General features: G+C 40.9%; 18 protein-coding genes. 12 read left to right on the forward strand and 6 right to left on the reverse strand.

The window, feature by feature from the left end:
• The first annotated feature begins 346 nt into the window (after positions 1-346).
• The 4 genes from lldP to dld all read left to right on the forward strand — a co-directional run bounded on the left by lldP (position 347) and on the right by dld (position 5,927).
• Complete coding sequence (lldP, locus tag F886_RS17670; protein WP_171067784.1) at positions 347-2,014, forward strand: L-lactate permease; 1,668 nt, start codon at positions 347-349, stop codon at positions 2,012-2,014.
• Positions 2,015-2,033: 19 nt separating this feature from the next.
• Positions 2,034-2,786, forward strand: a complete 753-nt coding sequence (gene lldR, locus F886_RS17675) for a transcriptional regulator LldR (RefSeq protein ID WP_005309013.1) — start codon at positions 2,034-2,036, stop codon at positions 2,784-2,786.
• Entirely contained in the window at positions 2,783-3,928 is a 1,146-nt protein-coding gene (gene lldD, locus F886_RS17680) for an FMN-dependent L-lactate dehydrogenase LldD (protein ID WP_005309015.1), read from the forward strand. The genes lldR and lldD overlap by 4 nt, the downstream gene beginning before the upstream one ends.
• 292 nt (positions 3,929-4,220) lie before the next feature.
• The gene (gene dld / locus F886_RS17685) at positions 4,221-5,927 is read left to right on the forward strand and encodes a D-lactate dehydrogenase (RefSeq protein ID WP_005309020.1); all 1,707 of its coding nucleotides are present in this window, start codon (positions 4,221-4,223) and stop codon (positions 5,925-5,927) included.
• A 47-nt stretch (positions 5,928-5,974) separates the two neighbouring features.
• Here the strand turns inward: dld and F886_RS17690 are convergent, their stop codons facing one another.
• The gene (locus tag F886_RS17690; protein WP_005309021.1) at positions 5,975-7,189 is read right to left on the reverse strand and encodes an amino acid aminotransferase; all 1,215 of its coding nucleotides are present in this window, start codon (positions 7,187-7,189) and stop codon (positions 5,975-5,977) included.
• 335 nt (positions 7,190-7,524) lie between these two features.
• On the reverse strand, positions 7,525-7,659 hold the full coding sequence (locus F886_RS20095; protein WP_081402311.1) for a hypothetical protein: 135 nt from the start codon (positions 7,657-7,659) through the stop codon (positions 7,525-7,527).
• A 45-nt stretch (positions 7,660-7,704) separates the two neighbouring features.
• On the opposite strand from F886_RS20095, the gene F886_RS17695 reads away from it, so the two are divergent.
• From F886_RS17695 to acnD, 4 genes are all read left to right on the forward strand, one after another.
• A complete protein-coding gene (locus F886_RS17695) occupies positions 7,705-8,415 on the forward strand; it encodes a GntR family transcriptional regulator (RefSeq protein ID WP_001153627.1) in 711 nt (236 codons plus the stop codon).
• On the forward strand, positions 8,408-9,292 hold the full coding sequence (gene prpB, locus F886_RS17700; protein ID WP_004706036.1) for a methylisocitrate lyase: 885 nt from the start codon (positions 8,408-8,410) through the stop codon (positions 9,290-9,292). The genes F886_RS17695 and prpB overlap by 8 nt, the downstream gene beginning before the upstream one ends.
• 66 nt (positions 9,293-9,358) lie before the next feature.
• A complete protein-coding gene (gene prpC / locus F886_RS17705) occupies positions 9,359-10,516 on the forward strand; it encodes a bifunctional 2-methylcitrate synthase/citrate synthase (RefSeq protein ID WP_004795430.1) in 1,158 nt (385 codons plus the stop codon).
• A complete protein-coding gene (gene acnD / locus F886_RS17710; RefSeq protein WP_005309024.1) occupies positions 10,516-13,122 on the forward strand; it encodes a Fe/S-dependent 2-methylisocitrate dehydratase AcnD in 2,607 nt (868 codons plus the stop codon). The genes prpC and acnD overlap by 1 nt, the downstream gene beginning before the upstream one ends.
• A 56-nt stretch (positions 13,123-13,178) precedes the next feature.
• On the opposite strand, the gene F886_RS17715 is transcribed toward acnD, so the two are convergent.
• Genes F886_RS17715 through F886_RS17725 form a run of 3 tightly spaced genes read right to left on the reverse strand, consistent with a single transcriptional unit; the run spans position 13,179 to position 15,055 of the window.
• Complete coding sequence (locus tag F886_RS17715; RefSeq protein ID WP_034591552.1) at positions 13,179-13,772, reverse strand: PIN domain-containing protein; 594 nt, start codon at positions 13,770-13,772, stop codon at positions 13,179-13,181.
• The gene (locus tag F886_RS17720) at positions 13,765-14,079 is read right to left on the reverse strand and encodes an STAS-like domain-containing protein (protein WP_005309029.1); all 315 of its coding nucleotides are present in this window, start codon (positions 14,077-14,079) and stop codon (positions 13,765-13,767) included. Before F886_RS17720 ends, F886_RS17715 begins: the two co-directional genes overlap by 8 nt.
• A 16-nt stretch (positions 14,080-14,095) precedes the next feature.
• Entirely contained in the window at positions 14,096-15,055 is a 960-nt protein-coding gene (locus F886_RS17725; RefSeq protein ID WP_005309033.1) for a hypothetical protein, read from the reverse strand.
• Positions 15,056-15,543: 488 nt separating this feature from the next.
• Between F886_RS17725 and F886_RS20465 the strand changes: the two genes are divergently transcribed.
• The 3 genes from F886_RS20465 to F886_RS17735 all read left to right on the forward strand — a co-directional run bounded on the left by F886_RS20465 (position 15,544) and on the right by F886_RS17735 (position 17,143).
• Positions 15,544-15,678, forward strand: a complete 135-nt coding sequence (locus tag F886_RS20465; RefSeq protein ID WP_004640417.1) for a zinc ribbon-containing protein — start codon at positions 15,544-15,546, stop codon at positions 15,676-15,678.
• Positions 15,679-15,800: 122 nt separating this feature from the next.
• Positions 15,801-16,376 carry a DUF4126 domain-containing protein gene (locus tag F886_RS17730; protein ID WP_005309035.1) on the forward strand — a complete coding sequence of 192 codons (576 nt, stop codon included), beginning with the start codon at positions 15,801-15,803 and terminating at the stop codon, positions 16,374-16,376.
• A 266-nt stretch (positions 16,377-16,642) separates the two neighbouring features.
• Positions 16,643-17,143, forward strand: coding sequence for an NUDIX hydrolase (locus tag F886_RS17735; RefSeq protein WP_005309036.1), 501 nt, complete (start codon positions 16,643-16,645; stop codon positions 17,141-17,143).
• Between the two features lie 230 nt (positions 17,144-17,373).
• Here the strand turns inward: F886_RS17735 and F886_RS17740 are convergent, their stop codons facing one another.
• Positions 17,374-17,718, reverse strand: coding sequence for a hypothetical protein (locus F886_RS17740; RefSeq protein WP_005309037.1), 345 nt, complete (start codon positions 17,716-17,718; stop codon positions 17,374-17,376).
• A gap of 115 nt (positions 17,719-17,833) precedes the next feature.
• Here F886_RS17740 and F886_RS17745 point away from each other — a divergent pair, with 115 nt between their 5' ends.
• Positions 17,834-18,253, forward strand: coding sequence for an NUDIX hydrolase (locus tag F886_RS17745; RefSeq protein ID WP_005309039.1), 420 nt, complete (start codon positions 17,834-17,836; stop codon positions 18,251-18,253).
• The last annotated feature ends 60 nt before the right edge of the window (positions 18,254-18,313 follow it).

The following is an 18,313-nucleotide window of genomic DNA, read 5'->3' on the forward strand; positions in this document are numbered from 1 at the left end:
TTGTGTGCACATTATACATAGATCATGAAACAGGTATGTTTATAGTTTTTATATTCAAATTTTTCACTTCATTTCGGTAGTTCATATCTAAATTTATAAGAAAGATTTTTACGACTTTAGTCTAATAAATAAATTTATAAATTAGAAATAGCTTGATTTTATTCAACCATATTGGTCATACCAATTATGGTGTTAATTTAATGATTGATCTTACCAATATCTGTGTTTATGATGCGATCTGTGGTTTAAGGAACAACATTTGCACTTAATTTTTAATTGGTAATACCAATTGTGTTAAATGTTTAAGAATTTAAGGTACAAAAATTCGCCCTGGCATTTCAAGGAGATGACAATGCTCAATATGTGGCAACAACTTTATGACCCTTTAAATAATATTTGGCTGTCCAGCGCGGTTGCATTAATCCCGATTATTTTCTTCTTTTTGGCGTTGGCTGTTTTTCGTTTAAAAGGCAGTATCGCGGGTACGGGCACAGTCATTATTGCATTATTGATTGCTCTCTTTTTCTATCAAATGCCGGGTCAAATGGCCTTTGCATCAATCATTTATGGTTTCTTCTACGGTCTATGGCCAATTTCATGGATCATTATTGGGGCAGTTTTTCTATACAAGATTTCGGTAAAAACAGGCCAGTTTGAAGTTATCCGCTCAAGCATTTTGTCAATTACCGAAGACCAACGTCTGCAAATGTTACTCGTTGGTTTTGCATTTGGTACTTTCCTTGAAGGGGCTGCGGGTTTTGGTGCTCCTGTGGCAATTACCGCTGCACTCCTTGTAGGTTTAGGCTTTAAGCCACTTTACGCTGCTGGTTTATGCTTGATTGTAAATACAGCGCCAGTTGCTTTTGGTGCGATGGGTATTCCAATTATTGTGGCGGGGCAGGTGTCAGGTGTAGACACCATGGAAATTAGCCAGATGGTGGGTCGTCAGTTGCCATTTTTAACGCTGATCGTACTGTTCTGGATCATGGCTATTATGGATGGCTGGCGTGGTGTTAAAGAAACTTGGCCTGCTGTATTAGTGGGTGGTGGCGCTTTTGCGATTGCCCAATATCTTACATCTAACTTTATTGGCCCTGAATTACCAGACATTACTGCTGCAATTGCTTCATTGGTCAGCCTGACTGTGTTGTTCCGTTTCTGGAAACCAAAACATATTTTCCGCTTTGAACCTGAAGCTGGCCAAACTCTAATTCAGCAACCTACAACGGTTCAACGTTACAGTATTGGGAAAATTGCTAAGGCGTGGTCTCCATTTGCAATCTTAACGGTGATGGTAACCATCTGGAGTGTTAAGCCATTTAAAGCATTATTTGCAAAAGATGGTGCTCTTGAGCACTGGATTTTTAAACTTGAAGTGCCGTACTTGCATAAATTGGTCGAAAAAATGCCACCTATTGTGGCAGAAATGAAGCCATACGAAGCGATTTATAAGTTTGACTGGTTCTCTGCAACAGGTACTGCAATTTTTATTGCTGCAATCATCACTGCTATTTTCTTGAAAATGAAAGCAAGTGAGGCAGTAACGACTTTTGGTGAAACAATCAATGAGTTAAAAACACCGATTTACTCGATTGGTATGGTGTTGGCATTTGCTTTTATTGCGAACTATTCAGGTTTATCTGCAACTTTAGCTTTGGCTCTATCGCATACAGGTCATGCGTTTACTTTCTTCTCGCCATTTTTGGGCTGGCTGGGTGTGTTCCTTACGGGCTCAGATACATCTTCAAATGCTTTGTTCTCGGCATTACAGGCAACCACAGCGCAGCAAATTGGTATTCCAGAAGTATTGCTTGTGGCTGCCAATACCAGTGGTGGTGTGACAGGTAAGATGATTTCTCCACAGTCAATTGCGATTGCGTGTGCAGCAGTAGGCTTAGTTGGAAAAGAATCTGACTTGTTCCGTTTCACGGTAAAACATAGCATCATATTCACTGTCTTTGTTGGCATCATTATTACGGTTCAGGCTTATCTGGTTCCGTGGATGATTCCATAACTCCAGTGAAGGAAACGCGATGAGAATCTCCGATCAAGTGGTCATGAAATTGCAGGCATTAATTGAAGAGCGGCACATGAAAAAAGGTGACCGTTTGCCTGCTGAGCGCCAGCTTGCAACTAGCTTAGGGGTTTCTCGTCCGTCTTTGCGTGAAGCAATTCAGCAGCTTAATAGTCAAGGTGTACTCAGTAGCCGCCGTGGCGATGGGACTTATATTCAGCAGTTACCTGAACAGTGGCCACAGCAACTGATTGTGAACCCAATTAGTAACTTGATTGAAGAAGATCCGCTTTACCGTTTTGATGTGCAAGAGGCGCGGTTATTACTTGAAGGTGGCACGGCATGGTATGCCGCATTGCGCTCAACGCCTGAAGATCGCGCCAAAATCCGTCATTATTTTAATGAAATTAGTCGCCATCAAAATGCAGGTGACTCAGCACAGGCTGCTGTGGCAGATGCTGAATTCCACTTAGCAATTGCTGAAGCATCTCACAATGTGGTGCTGATTCAAATGATGCGTAGCTTGTTTGATTTGCTGCAATACAACGTCTTGTTAGGGCGTAAAAAAGTTTATAACGATCCCGTCAATGGTGACTTGCTGAGCGAGCAGCATTTTCAGGTGATGGATGCTATTGATCGTAAAGATCCCGAGGCCGCACGCCAAGCTGTCTGCGGTCATATTGAATTTGTGATTAATCATGTGCGTTCTCTGGATGAAGACGAAGCTCGCCAGAAACGTGCAAATCGTTTAAATAGAGTTGATTCAAAATGATTATTTCTTCTGGCAATGATTATCGTGCTGCGGCACAACGTCGCTTACCCCCATTTTTATTTCATTACATTGATGGTGGAGCGTATTCGGAATATACCTTAAAGCGTAACGTACAAGATTTGTCAGAAATTGCATTGCGTCAACGTGTGCTCAATGACATGTCAGCGTTAAGTTTAGAGACAAAACTATTTAATGAAACATTGTCGATGCCAGTTGCTTTGGCGCCTGTCGGTTTAACGGGTATGTATGCACGCCGAGGTGAAGTGCAGGCCGCGATGGCAGCCGATAAAAAAGGTATTCCATTTACGCTTTCAACGGTTTCTGTTTGTCCGATTGAAGAAGTTGCACCTGCAATTAACCGTCCGATGTGGTTCCAGCTTTATGTATTACGTGACCGTGGTTTTATGCGTAATGCTTTGGAACGTGCAAAAGCGGCGGGTTGTTCAACACTGGTGTTTACCGTAGATATGCCTGTGCCAGGGGCGCGTTACCGTGATGCCCATTCGGGTATGAGTGGGCCAAATGCTGCAATGCGTCGTTATATGCAGTCGATGTTCCATCCACATTGGTCGTGGAATGTCGGCTTAATGGGTCGTCCGCATGACTTGGGTAATATCTCTAAATATTTAGGTAAACCGACTGGGCTTGAAGACTATATTGGCTGGTTAGGCTCGAACTTTGACCCATCAATTTCATGGAAAGACCTTGAGTGGATACGTGAGTTCTGGGATGGTCCAATGGTAATTAAAGGTATTTTAGACCCTGAAGATGCCAAAGATGCTGTGCGTTTTGGTGCAAATGGTATTGTGGTGTCGAATCACGGTGGTCGTCAGTTAGATGGTGTGATGTCTTCTGCTCGTGCCTTACCTGCAATTGCTGATGCGGTAAAAGGTGATTTGGCAATTTTGGCTGACTCAGGCATTCGTAATGGTTTAGATGTAGTGCGTATGTTGGCACTTGGTGCCGATACGGTTTTACTTGGCCGTGCGTTTGTTTATGCCTTGGCAGCAGCAGGTGGGCAAGGGGTGTCGAACTTGCTTGATTTGATTGATAAGGAAATGCGAGTTGCGATGACGCTCACGGGTGCTAAGTCGATTTCGGATATTAATGCGGATTGTTTAGTACAGGCGATGAAGCTCTAATATTTTCGTATTAACTTTGATGATATTGGCACGACGGAGTCGTATCGGAAAAAGTTCAATGGAAGTAGCTAATTGACTTTACTTTTTTAAAAAAGTAACCAAAAACCTTTGTTTCGATGATGGTACGTCCTTGCTACCGCATCGAAACGGCGGCATCCCTGCCGCCAACCGCGATAGTAAATATAGGGCTGATTCGAATTAGAGAATGAGCTAATTAAATTATAAATTACAAACGGTAAGATGCCGTCGTGTTGGTCTAATTTGATAAATGGATGACCAAAAGGAAACCATCATGCAAACATTTTCTCCTCAAGCAGTGATCGAACGCTTACAAAATATTGTGGGGCGTTCTTATGTTTTGACCGATGACCAAAGCACGCGTCAGTACCGCCAAGGTCGTCGTTTTGGTGAGGGGAAAGTGCTGGCTGTGGTGGTGCCGGGCACATTGCTAGAACAATGGCAGGTGCTCCAAGCTGCAATTGACGCAGACTGTATTGTCATTATGCAGGCGGCCAATACGGGATTGACCGGTGGTTCAACCCCATATGGTGATGATTATGACCGCCCAGTGTTGGTCATGAGTACGCGCCGTTTAAAAGGCATACAAGTCATTCATGACGGTAAGCAAGTGATTTGTTTACCCGGCGCGACCTTAGACAATTTAGAACAAATTTTAAAAGGCTACGACCGTGAACCACATTCAGTAATTGGTTCATCGTGTATTGGAGCATCGGTACTTGGCGGGGTGTGTAATAACTCGGGCGGTGCATTGGTGCGCCGTGGTCCTGCGTATACTGAACTGGCGTTATATGCTCAGGTGAATGTTGCTGGACAGTTAGAACTGGTGAACCACTTAGGGGTGAATTTAGGTTCGACTCCTGAAGAAATTTTGACTCGTTTAGAGAAACAGCAATACCAACCCTTAGATATTTTAGATGATAGTGAAAAACAGGCATCTGACCATCGTTATGCCCACGATGTGACTCAAGTTGATGAAGATACACCTGCTCGTTTTAATGCAGACCCGTCACGTTTGTTTGAGGCATCGGGTTCGGCAGGTAAAGTCTGTGTGTTTGCGGTACGTCTTGATACTTATGAAAAAGTAGAAAGTAATGTTTTTTATATTGGTACGAATGATGCCGATGATTTAACAGCGATTCGTCGTTATTTACTGACCTCATTGCCAAGTTTGCCAATTGCAGGTGAATATATTCACCGAGATGCTTATTTGATTGGTGAAAAGTACGGAAAAGACACCTTCCTATTTATTGAGAAATTTGGTACAGCCAATGTTCCAAAAGCCTTCGCCATGAAAGATAAAGTCGATGGCTTTTTGGAAAGATTTAAAATTAAAGGCTTAACGGATCATATTTTACAGGCGATTACGTTCTTTTTAGCGAGTCATTTGCCTAAGCGTATGACCGAATATCGAGATCGTTATGAGCACCATTTAGTGCTACGTGTCGAAAATAATTCAAAAGCTCAAACCGAGCAATTTTTAAAAGAATATTTTGCAGTGCATCAGTCAGGTAGCTATTTCGTATGTAGTGAAGAGGAAGGACGAAAAGCGTTCTTACACCGTTTTGCGATTGCAGGGGCGGCAATTCGTTATCGTGATACACACCGTAGTGAAGTTGAAGATATTGTCGCGCTTGATATTGCGTTACGTCGTAATGACCGCGAATGGGTAGAGCAACTCCCAGCCGAGATGGAAAATAAAATTCTCCATAAACTCTATTATGGGCATTTCTTTTGTCATGTATTTCATCAGGACTATATTCTTAAAAAGGGCCATGACCCTTTAGAAATGGAATATCAAATGTGGAAGTTGTTAGACTCGCGCCGTGCTGAATATCCAGCAGAGCATAATGTTGGGCATCTTTACATTGCCAAACCTGCATTGGCCAATTTCTATCAAAAACTCGACCCAACCAATAGCTTTAATGTGGGGATTGGACATACCTCAAAACTGAAATATTGGGGCAAAGCTAAATCTTAATATCGAGACATAAAAAAGGCGCCGAAGCGCCTTTTTTAGTAGGTGTCTTATGCTGCTTCTACTGATTTAGCAAGCACTTCTGCAACTGCTTTAGCAACAGTGTAAACATTGTTCATGTTTAAACCAGCAACACAAATACGGCCACTACGTACTAAGTAAATTGCATATTCTTCACGCAAGATATCCACTTGTTCAGCAGTTAAACCTGTGTAGCTGAACATACCTTTTTGGTTTACAAGGTAGCTAAAGTCACGGTCTGGTAACGCTTTAGTAAGTTCATCTTTCAAGATGCTACGCATTTTAATAATACGCTCACGCATCTCTTTCACTTCACCTTGCCATTGTTGGTTAAGTTCAGCGTCATTTAACACTTCATCAACTAACCAAGCGCCTGTTGTAGGAGGGCTAGAGTAAATACGGCGTACAGTCGCTTTTAACTGACCGAATGTGCACTGAGCAGCTTCTGCATCGTCACAAACGAAAGTTAAGCCGCCAACGCGCTCGCCATATAAAGAGAAGATTTTAGAGAACGAGTTGCTCACAATGAAGTTTAGACCCGCTTGGTCTAAAGCACGGATTGCATACGCATCTTCTTCCATACCGTCACCAAAACCTTGGTAAGCGATATCTAGGAATGGAATAAGGTTACGGTCTTTTAATACTGCAATTACTTGATCCCATTGCGCTGGGTTTAAGTCAGCACCCGTTGGGTTGTGGCAGCATGGGTGCAATAACACAATGCTTTGCTCAGGCAAAGTTTTAAGTGTAGAAAGCATACCGTCAAAATCTACACCACGTGTTTCGTTATCGAAATATGGGTAGAAATGAGTCTTGATGCCAGCGCCATTGAAAATCGCAACGTGGTTATCCCAAGTTGGTTGGCTTACCCAAACGTCTGAATTTGGGAAATAAGTTTTTAAGAAGTCAGCACCAACTTTCAATGCACCTGAACCACCAAGCGTTTGGATGGTTACAGCACGACCAGCTTTAACTGCTGGGCTGTTTGCACCAAATAAAAGTGCTTGAATTGCTTCACGGTAAGGTTTGAAGCCTTCCATTGGCAAATAAAGCTTGGTTTTACCGTTTTTAGGCTCGATACGCTTTTGCGCTTCAATAATGGTCTCTAACTGAGGAACAATACTGTCTTCGTTATAATAAAGACCAATACTCAAGTTTACTTTTCCAGAACGAGTATCAGCGTTGAACTGTTCCATTAAAGAGAGAATTGGATCGCCTGCGTATGGGGGGATATGTTGAAACATCAAAAAAGTCCTTTCATTCAACAATATGCATAGTGCTCGGTTTTTTCTGTCTCGAAAAATACGCCACAACTATGTCGATGTTCAATAATGTATCAATAAAGCTACCGTGAAGCACCTGATAATTTCACTAATATCGATATTTTCTGGATGAAAATGATAAAAAGATTTAAAAGAAATTACGGTAAATAGATACTAATTTATAACTCATGCTTTCATTCAAGCAGATTGTCTACAATCTTGCTGTAATACATTGGTTGTAGACTAAAGTTTGAAACAAAAGATTAGCGGTCGAAAAGCAGCTAAAAAAGTGCCATAAATCTATAGGTAAAATAATATTAAACAACTGTTTTATAAATACTAATTGGCAAGTGGTTTAATGGTTTAAATATAAGATGAGATAACAGGTCTAACGATAAAAATTGACCTGATGCGTTCTGTAAAGTGTCAACAATCACCTTGATTTTTTTCATTCATACCGCTATAAAACTCATAATTGATTAAAAATTGTCGACAATATGCAAGATTTGACCTTCGCACCAGAGCCACTACAAAGTCAGGGAAGAACACTGACCGAGAATGTATTTAAACAAATACAGACGGCGATTGTTTTGGGTCAAATCCCGGCAGGTAGCAAAATTTCTGAACCTGAACTGGCGCGTACTTATGGCATTAGCCGTGGGCCTTTGCGTGAAGCAATTCATCGCCTTGAAGGGCAACGTTTGGTTGAGCGAACTGCTCATGTGGGTGCACGTGTGGTTTCGCTCTCACTGCAACAGTTTAAAGAGCTTTACCAAATTCGTGCGTCTTTAGAGGGTTTGGCTTGCAAACTTGCTGCACAGCATATTGATAAAAAGCAAATCTTGGCGCTACGTGATGTCTTACGTATGCATGCCGAAGATGAAAACTTTAAAGCAGGTAAAGGATATTATTTGCAAGAAGGGCAGGACGATTTTCACTACTGCATTATCAAAAGTAGTGGCAATAAAACCCTAGAAAAAATGCTATGTGATGAGCTTTATCACCTCATCCGCATGTACCGAATTCAATTTTCAAACACACCCGATCGACCGAGCAAAGCTTGGGACGAACACATCCGTATTTTAGATGCAATTGCAGAAGGCGATGGTGAACTTGCCGAACTGCTCATGCATCGACATATCAATGCTTCTTACAAAATTATTGAGCAAACACTGCTACAAGCACAAGGAGAACATAACAATGGCTAAACAATCCGCAGGTCAGCTATTTCGCGATGCAGTAGCCCAAGAAAAGCCATTACAAGTGGTTGGAACCATCAACGCCAATCATGCACTTTTGGCAAAACGTGCAGGTTATAAAGCGATTTACTTATCAGGTGGTGGTGTAGCCGCTGGTTCTTTAGGCTTACCTGATTTGGGAATTAGTAACCTTGATGATGTGTTGACAGACGTACGCCGTATTACTGATGTATGTGATCTGCCATTATTGGTCGATGCCGACACAGGTTTTGGTGCTTCAGCATTTAACATTGCTCGTACGACAAAAGCACTGATTAAGTTTGGTGCTGCGGCAATGCACATTGAAGACCAAGTGGGCGCAAAACGTTGTGGTCACCGTCCGAACAAAGCCATTGTGACTCAAGAAGAAATGGTTGACCGTATTAAAGCTGCGGTTGATGCGCGTGGTGATGACAGCTTCGTGATTATGGCACGTACCGATGCATTGGCAGTAGATGGCTTACAAGCTGCAATTGACCGTGCGGGTGCCTACATCGAAGCGGGCGCAGACATGTTGTTCCCTGAAGCAATTACCGAGCTTGATATGTACAAGCAATTTGCTCAGAAGACTGGCGCACCAATTTTGGCAAACATTACCGAGTTCGGTTCTACACCACTGTTTACTACTGAAGAGTTAGCATCTGCCGATGTAAGCCTTGCGCTTTATCCGCTTTCTGCTTTCCGTGCCATGAACAAAGCAGCCGAAACTGTGTATGAAACCTTGCGTAAAGAAGGCACGCAAAAGAACGTGGTTGATATTATGCAAACGCGTAAAGAGTTATATGAACGTATTAACTACTATGCGTTTGAAGACTACTTAGACAACGCATTTGCTAAAAAGAAATAAGAAGTAAAACACGGTACATATGCCGTGTTTCCCAAATAATTTAAATAGATAGGAAAGGACGATCTTATGAGCTCAAATGAAACAACAACAGGCTTCAAACCAAAAAAATCAGTTGCACTTAGCGGACAAGTTGCAGGAAACACAGCACTGTGTACCGTAGGACGTAGCGGTAACGACTTGCACTATCGTGGCTATGACATTCTTGACCTTGCAGCAGGTAGCCAGTTTGAAGAAGTTGCTCACTTGCTTGTACATGGCAAACTACCAAACAAAGCTGAACTCAAAGCATATAAAGCAAAATTAAAAGCACTTCGTGGCTTACCAGCAGCACTTAAAACTGCACTTGAACAACTTCCTCCATCTGCACACCCGATGGATGTCATGCGTACAGGTGTTTCAGTGCTAGGTTGTTTAACACCAGAACACGAAGACCACAACGAAGCTGGCGCAAAAGACATTGCTGATAAATTAATGGCAAGCCTAGGTTCAATGTTGCTTTATTGGTACCACTTCAGCAACAACGGTCGTCGTATTGAAGTTGAAACAGATGACGACTCAATTGCAGCGCATTTCTTACATTTACTTCATGGCGAAAAACCATCTGAAGAATGGATTCAAGCAATGCATACATCTCTGATTTTGTATGCTGAGCACGAGTTCAACGCATCAACATTTACGTCACGTGTGGTTGCAGGTACAGGCTCTGACATGTACTCGGCAATTACTGGCGGTATTGGTGCGCTTCGTGGACCTAAACACGGTGGTGCAAACGAAGTTGCATTCGTCATTCAACAACGTTACGACAACGCAGACGAAGCAGAAGCTGACATCCGTAAACGTGTTGAAAATAAAGAAGTCGTGATCGGTTTTGGTCACCCTGTCTATACAGTTTCTGACCCACGTAACGAAGTGATCAAGAAAGTGGCGCACGACTTAGCAGAAGCGCAAGAAAACACAAAAATGTACCTCATTGCTGAACGTTTAGAAGCAGTGATGAAAGAAGTGAAAAACATGTTCCCGAACCTCGACTGGTTCAGTGCGGTGAGTTATCACTTAATGGGCGTTCCAACTGCAATGTTCACACCATTGTTCGTGATTGCACGTACAGCAGGCTGGTCAGCACACGTGATTGAACAACGTCAAGACGGCAAGATCATTCGTCCAAGCGCGAACTACACAGGCCCTGAAAATCTCGAATTTAAACCATTGGCGGAGCGTGGTTAATGAACACAAAATACCGTAAACCGCTGGCAGGTACCCAGCTTGAATATTACGACGTGCGTCAAGCCGTTGAAGATATTCAGCCAGGCGCATATGAAAAACTGCCTTACACCTCAAAAGTACTCGCAGAGCAATTGGTACGCCGTGCCGATGCCGAGAACTTAACAGCTTATTTAACACAGTTGATTGAACGCCGTCAGGACTTAGACTTTCCTTGGTATCCTGCGCGCGTGGTGTGTCATGACATCTTGGGTCAAACAGCTTTGGTTGACCTTGCAGGTTTACGTGATGCGATTGCCGACAAAGGCGGTGACCCATCTAAAGTCAACCCAGTTGTGCCAACACAGCTCATTGTCGACCACTCTTTAGCAGTGGAATACGGTGGTGCTGACCCAGACGCTTTTGCAAAAAACCGTGCTGTTGAAGACCGCCGTAACGAAGACCGTTTCCACTTTATTGAGTGGACCAAAACTGCATTTAAAAATGTCGATGTGATCCCTGCGGGGAACGGCATTATGCACCAGATTAACCTAGAGAAAATGTCTCCGGTCATTCAGGCGCGTGATGGCGTAGCATTCCCAGACACATGCGTAGGTACAGACTCGCACACACCACATACAGACGCTTTGGGCGTAATTTCTGTGGGTGTTGGTGGCTTAGAAGCTGAAAACGTAATGTTAGGCCGTGCATCTTGGATGCGTCTACCAGACATTATTGGTGTTGAGTTTGTAGGTCAGCGGCAGGCAGGTATTACTGCAACAGATATCGTACTTGCTCTAACAGAGTTCTTGCGTAAAGAGCGTGTAGTGGGTGCTTACCTTGAGTTCTTTGGTGAAGGTGCTGACAGCATGTCTGTAGGCGACCGCGCAACCATTTCGAACATGACACCAGAATATGGCGCTACGGCTGCGATGTTCTACATCGACCAAAACACAATCGACTACTTACGCCTCACTGGCCGTGAAGATGCTCAAGTGGCATTGGTTGAACAGTACGCAAAAGAAATCGGCCTTTGGGCATCTGACATGACCAAAGCAGAGTACCCACGCGTACTTCGTTTTGATCTATCAAAAGTAACCCGTAACATTGCTGGTCCATCAAACCCACATGCACGCGTTTCAACTGCGGACTTAAAAGAAAAAGGCATTGCAGGCGTTGTTGAAAACCGTTCTGACGGCTTAATGCCAGATGGCGCAATCATTATTGCTGCAATTACTTCATGTACTAACACTTCTAACCCACGTAACACCGTGGCGGCAGGTTTGTTGGCGCGTAAAGCAAATGAACTTGGTTTAGTTCGTAAACCTTGGGTGAAATCATCATTTGCACCGGGTTCAAAAGCGGCTGCACTTTACCTTGAAGAAGCAGGTGTTCTAAAAGACTTAGAGCAACTTGGTTTTGGTATTGTGGCTTATGCTTGTACAACGTGTAACGGTATGTCGGGTGTGTTAGATCCAGTCATTCAACAAGAAATTATTGACCGTGACTTGTACGCAACAGCAGTACTGTCTGGTAACCGTAACTTCGATGGCCGTATCCATCCATATGCAAAACAAGCGTTCTTGGCATCTCCACCGCTTGTTGTGGCCTATGCAATTGCGGGTACGATTCGTTTTGATATCGAAAAAGATGCTTTAGGTCATGACAAAGAAGGTAACCCGATTTACCTGAAAGACATCTGGCCATCTGATGCTGAAATTGATGCGTTAGTTAAAGAAGCTGTGAAGCCTGAACAGTTCCGTAAAGTCTACATTCCAATGTTTGACTTAGGCGTAACCGTAGAGGCCGAAAGTCCGCTTTATGACTGGCGTCCGCAAAGTACTTATATCCGCCGTCCACCATATTGGGAAGGGGCGTTGGCTGCACCACGTACTTTGGCGAACATGCGTCCGCTTGCGATTTTAGGTGACAACATCACGACCGACCATTTGTCGCCTTCAAACGCGATTTTGATGGACTCGGCTGCGGGTGAATACCTTCACAAAATGGGCGTACCAGAAGAAGACTTCAACTCATATGCAACGCACCGTGGTGACCATTTGACTGCACAACGTGCAACATTTGCCAACCCGAAACTTTATAACGAAATGGTGGTTCGTTCAGACGGTACCATTAAGCAAGGTTCGAAAGCGCGTGTAGAGCCAGAAGGCGAAGTGATGCGTATGTGGGAAGCGATTGAAACCTACATGAACCGTAAGCAACCGTTAATCATTATTGCGGGTGCTGACTACGGTCAGGGTTCAAGCCGTGACTGGGCTGCAAAAGGTGTACGCCTTGCAGGTGTTGAAGCGATTGTGGCAGAAGGTTTTGAACGTATTCACCGTACCAACTTGGTGGGTATGGGCGTGTTACCACTTGAGTTTAAACCGGGTGTAAACCGCAAAACTTTAAAACTAGATGGTACAGAGCTTTATAGCGTGATTGGTAATATTGCGCCGCGTTCGACTTTAACTTTAGTGATTGAACGTGCTACAGCGGATGGTAAAGAAGAGATTCTTGAAGTACCTGTGACTTGCCGTTTAGATACAGAAGAAGAAGTTTCTGTATATGAAGCGGGCGGTGTATTACAGCGTTTTGCGCAAGACTTTTTAGAAGGCCAAGTGGCTTAAAATTTAGTTCGTGCTACTAGTATCAAAATATTAGTAGCACTCTACAAAAACTAAAATTATTTTACTAAAACTTTTCTATTTGCTGTGAAAAATTGATCTATTTCGGCAGAAGCCATATCTATATCATCTGAAACAAGCATCGTTATATTATGTGCCTTCATAAAGTGAATAAAAAGAGCATCATAAGAATCGAGAACCGATGTAGATAAAAAGTTATGTGTAGCGTTGATAGTATCATTATCAATTTCTAATTTTAAACATTGTGACATTGAACTTATAGCTTTCCACGCTGTATCAATTTCTTTAACTACATTTTCGCGTTCTTTTGGAAGGTTTCTAAAATCTTTTTTTGTTATTTTTGCTATTCCAGAATTTTTACTTAAATATTCCTCATATTCAGCAGTTTCAATAATATTGGCTAATTCAGTGTAAGTAAGTGGGCAGTGAAAAATTTTTGCTCCCTCATCCTGTATCTTTTCTACAAAAGTGGGGTAGTTTCTAAGCTGATAAGGAGCGGGTCTTCTTGTACTGTAGAATTGTTTTGAACCGCAATAAGTAAGCCAATACCATACATTTGTATCTAAAAAATATTTATCTTCTTGATCTGGGGTAGTACGAGATATATCAAAAATTTCAGCTATTTTACTCACTCTTATTTTCTCTTTCTGAATAGAAGCTAAGGGCATTCGATATAACTAGATTAAGAAGTTCTTTGCCTGTTTCATTCAAATTTATTGGTCGTATGTAAGTCAATAACTGATCAAGAGTTATATCCTTAAGCAGATGCCCAATAGCAGCATTAAAAAATGGAGATGCAAATAAAGAAACATCTTGAAAATCTAAAAGAGTATTTTCATTATTTTGAATGTTTTGAATCAAAATTTGATAAACCTTATCTCCTTTTTGCATGGAAATAGCATTTCTACCAGTTAGGTCGTACACTTTTATCGTATTCATTCTTAATCCTAATAATTTACTGATAAAAAGAGTTTTTTTGTGGCTGTTCAGAAGAAAAACAATAATTGTTTCCATCACAATTTATTGTAATACTTACAAAGGTGCCAGGAAAATGCTCTGTAAGATGCGAAACTTTATATTCACCATGTTGGTCCGTACATACTTTAACTCTATTGCTGTAAATTCGTAATTCACCTTTGTTTACTGTAACAAATTGTCTTAACAACTCAAATCCTAACCCTCTCGCTAGATTGTAATTTGAACTATCAGTATTTGTTGAATTACCCTGTTTCAGTGCCCAGCTCATTGCTTCTATATCATCTTTAATATTCGTACACTTCATTACATTATGAACAATACCAGGACCAAAATCTAAGACACTTATATGAAGTTTTTTATTTTTTTTGTCGTATTCGCCGCAACTATAAATTTTTAATCGGGGATTAGATTGTTTAGATACTCCATGGCCATAAGCATTCATAAATATTTCAAGAATTCTACTAATAATTGCTTGTTTTAATTTTTCACTTAACTTTAATTTATCATCAGATAGCCATTCACTCTCTAAGTGTTCAGCTAAAGCCCCATCGTCTAGGGTTATATCATGTTCCCTATAACCAATATATTCTCCTTTGGGGTAGGGCTGCTCTTTTGTGTTGGTTGGAGAGAAGTAACTTAAAAAATTGTTTCCAATTAAGTTGTTTGATACAACGGATGACATGCTATCAACTAAAAATTTACAACCAATATAAGGAATTTTCTTATGAAGTAGCTCAGCACTTGTTAATTTTTGATAAGCAATATATCTACTTAAACCTCCAAGTAAAACTATTCCATTATGTGAAAGCTTTGAACAGTGTTTAAAAGTAAATAAAAAATAGTCTACAGGATCCTCAGTAACCTCGTGAAATATTTTTAAAATACAATCGAATCCGGCTTCATCACTTTTAATTGTTGGTATTTCAATAAGAGCCATACTTAAAACTCTAGATAAATTACTATAAATACTATTCAATTTTATTTCTAAGTCAAATACTTAAGTTAAATTTATATTTAATGATGTTCCTAAATTTGTGCAGATGTCAGATCTTATTTAATTAAATTGATTCCAGTTAAAATGAATTATTTTAATATAAAAATTATCATATAAAAAAAGCCCAACATCCTGTTGGGCTTTTTCGTATTTGGTTGCTAGATATGACTCCTGTCGTATCTCACGATCCTGATGCATGAACCTATTATTGTTGTTTTGTGTTCCGGAACTTCCTGTTCCTGTATGAACTCATCATAGGAAAAAAGAAAGGTGTCGCCAATCCGCAAAATCCCTAAAAGTTTGTAAGATAAATCGTACAAATAACATTTTTTGCATTTATGCCATCATCATCGGGCGAAATGGACAATTGACATTCACTTTAAGTGGGTTATATTCCTGTTTAATATCTATACGATTATAGGAATGCAATCATGGTAACAGCTGGCGAAAAACCCGGAACAGGCTTCTATTTCTGCGCTCAATGTGGCCAGAGAGTGTTTTTAGAAATTAATACAGATCGTTTACCACCATGCACTAAATGCTATTGCACTGAGTTTAAACGTTAAGAATAAAATAATATTTGCGTTCGCATTTAACAAAAAGCCCTGTCACCCGATGGGGCTTTTTGTTAGTTTAAAATAAGACTTACATAACAAGACCCGCGATGGGCATGAAAAAGGAAACCGTTATGGAAACTATATTAGGTTTATGTATTGGCGTGGGGCTGAGCGCTGCCTGCGGTTTTCGGGTGTTTGTGCCATTGTTGGTCATGAGCATTGCAACAATGATGGGATGGTTTGAGCCATCGAAGGGTTTTGAATGGTTAGCTCTGCCATCGGTTTGCTTGGCTTTAGCTGTGGCAACAGTCTGTGAAGTTGCCGCTTATTATATTCCTTGGGTCGATAATGCCTTAGACACAGTCGCGACTCCTGCGGCCATGATCGCAGGTACGTTAACGACCATGGCCGTGAGTAGTGGTGAAATGTCACAGTTCGCAGGTTGGGCGGCAGCGATTATTGTGGGCGGTGGTACGGCAGGTGTGGTGCAAATGAGTACAGTCGCTGCACGTGGTGTTTCAACTGCAACCACAGGCGGTTTAGGAAATTTTGTTGTTGCTACAGGGGAGTGGATTGGGGCAATCTTACTTTCGGTTTCAGCTTTGTTAGTTCCTGCGCTTGTTGCGATTGTGGTGGTTATTGCTGTTATTTTGGCAATACGTTGGATACGTCATAAAAAGCAAGAACAGGCACATAGTCCGCTATAGGTTAGCTTTAATATCATTTTTAAATGACCATAAAAAAAGCCCAACATCCTGTTGGGCTTTTTCGTATTTGGGTACTAGATATGACTCCTGTCGTATCTCACGCTCCTGGTGCTTGAACCTATTATTGTTGTTTTATGTTCTGGAACATCCTGTTCCTGTATGAGTTCATATTAGGAAAAAAGAGGGGTGTCGCCAATCCGCAAAATCCTTAAAAGCTTGTAGGAAAAAACGTACATAGCGAAATGATTTAACTTTTCAAAGTGAATATGAATAATAGCTATCTTGTTGCTTCAAGAAAAAATCAAATGCGTATTAGAAAATCTTCAAGACTATTAGTTATTAATGAAAATCATCAAATTCTATTATTTCAATTCACTCATACAAATGACGCCTTAGCTGGACAATCCCATTGGGCAACCGTAGGCGGAGGACTAGAAGAAGGGGAAACCTTCGAGCAAGCAGCTTGCCGAGAACTTTATGAAGAGTTAGGTGTGGTTAGGCAAAATGTAGGTACTCATGTTGCAAAACGCAATTTTGAAATGATGTTACCGAGTGCGGAAATGGTGATTTCTGATGAAAGGCTTTTTATTGTCTTTATTAAAAATGAAGAAGTGAATACAGCAAACTGGACTGAACAAGAAAAGCTTGTGATTAGTAAAAGCCGTTGGTGGACGCTTGATGAACTAAGACAAACGGACGAGATTGTTTATCCAAACAACATTCCTAAAATTCTTGCAGAGAGTCTACCTGAGATTTTTAACCCCTAAAATCTCCTAATATTCAGACATAAAAAAAGCCCGACATCCTGTCGAGCTTTTTCGTATTTGGTTGCTAGATATGACTCCTGTCGTATCTCACGCTCCTGGTGCTTGAACCTATTATTGTTGTTTTGTGTTCCGGAACATCCTGTTCCTGTATGAACTCATCATAGGAAAAAAGCGGTAAGTCGCCAATCCGCAAAATCCCTAAAAGTTTGTAGGTTAAAACGTACAAGCCATTATTCATTTTGAGGTAAAGGCCAAAGAATATCTTTGTTTTTCTTAAATTCTTTATACCAATATTGGCTTATAAGCTCTTTGTCATCTCTATCAAAATGATAAACAAATATATCTAAAGCTTCGCTTAATTCGAGGTCATACCGAAATTTGGCAGTAGCTAAATGAGCCTGTATCTCATATAACTGATTAAATATAAGTAGAGAATCCTCATAAGTTAATAATTGAATTCTTTGAATAAGTTCTTTTATTCGAAGTTCATACGCATCTAATATTCTTGCAAGATCAATAGTTACATCTCTATAGGTAATGAGTCTTTGCTCAAATTCATCCCATGTATAGTTCATTCTAATAAATGTTCAAAAATTTAATGTAAGCACAGAATAGCTTGATTGATTATAAAGTTGATGAGATTTTACTAAGTTTTATAATATCCACTTAAATTTAAAGAAGAAAATGATTATGACTTTAATAGAAAAAGTGGTTCCTGTGGTATTTAGGAAAATTAATAATAACTTGGAGATTTTAGTATTTAGACATCCGTTAGCAGGAGTTCAAATCGTTAAAGGCACTGTGGAGCATCAAGAACAGTTAGAACATGCCGCTTTACGTGAGCTTTATGAAGAATCTGGAATAAAGAGTGCTCAAATTCATTCATACCTAGGTAAACATATTCCTTCAGAGGCAGGGCCTGATTGGCATGTTTTTGTGTGTAGTACACATGAGGCTTTAAAAGATAAATGGTCACATTTTTGTGAAGATGATAATGGATTAACTTTCGAGTTTTTCTGGCACTCTTTTTTGAGTCCTCCAACAGAAGAATGGCATCCTCTTTTTAAAGAATTATTTGAATTTATTAAATCTAAATATAAGCTCAATTAACCAAACAACTTTAGGCCTCTGTGCCACAACAGACTTTAATCTTTTGCGCTGATTTAAAGT

It is taken from the genome of Acinetobacter sp. NIPH 542 (assembly GCF_000369825.1).
GTDB lineage: Bacteria > Pseudomonadota > Gammaproteobacteria > Pseudomonadales > Moraxellaceae > Acinetobacter > Acinetobacter oleivorans.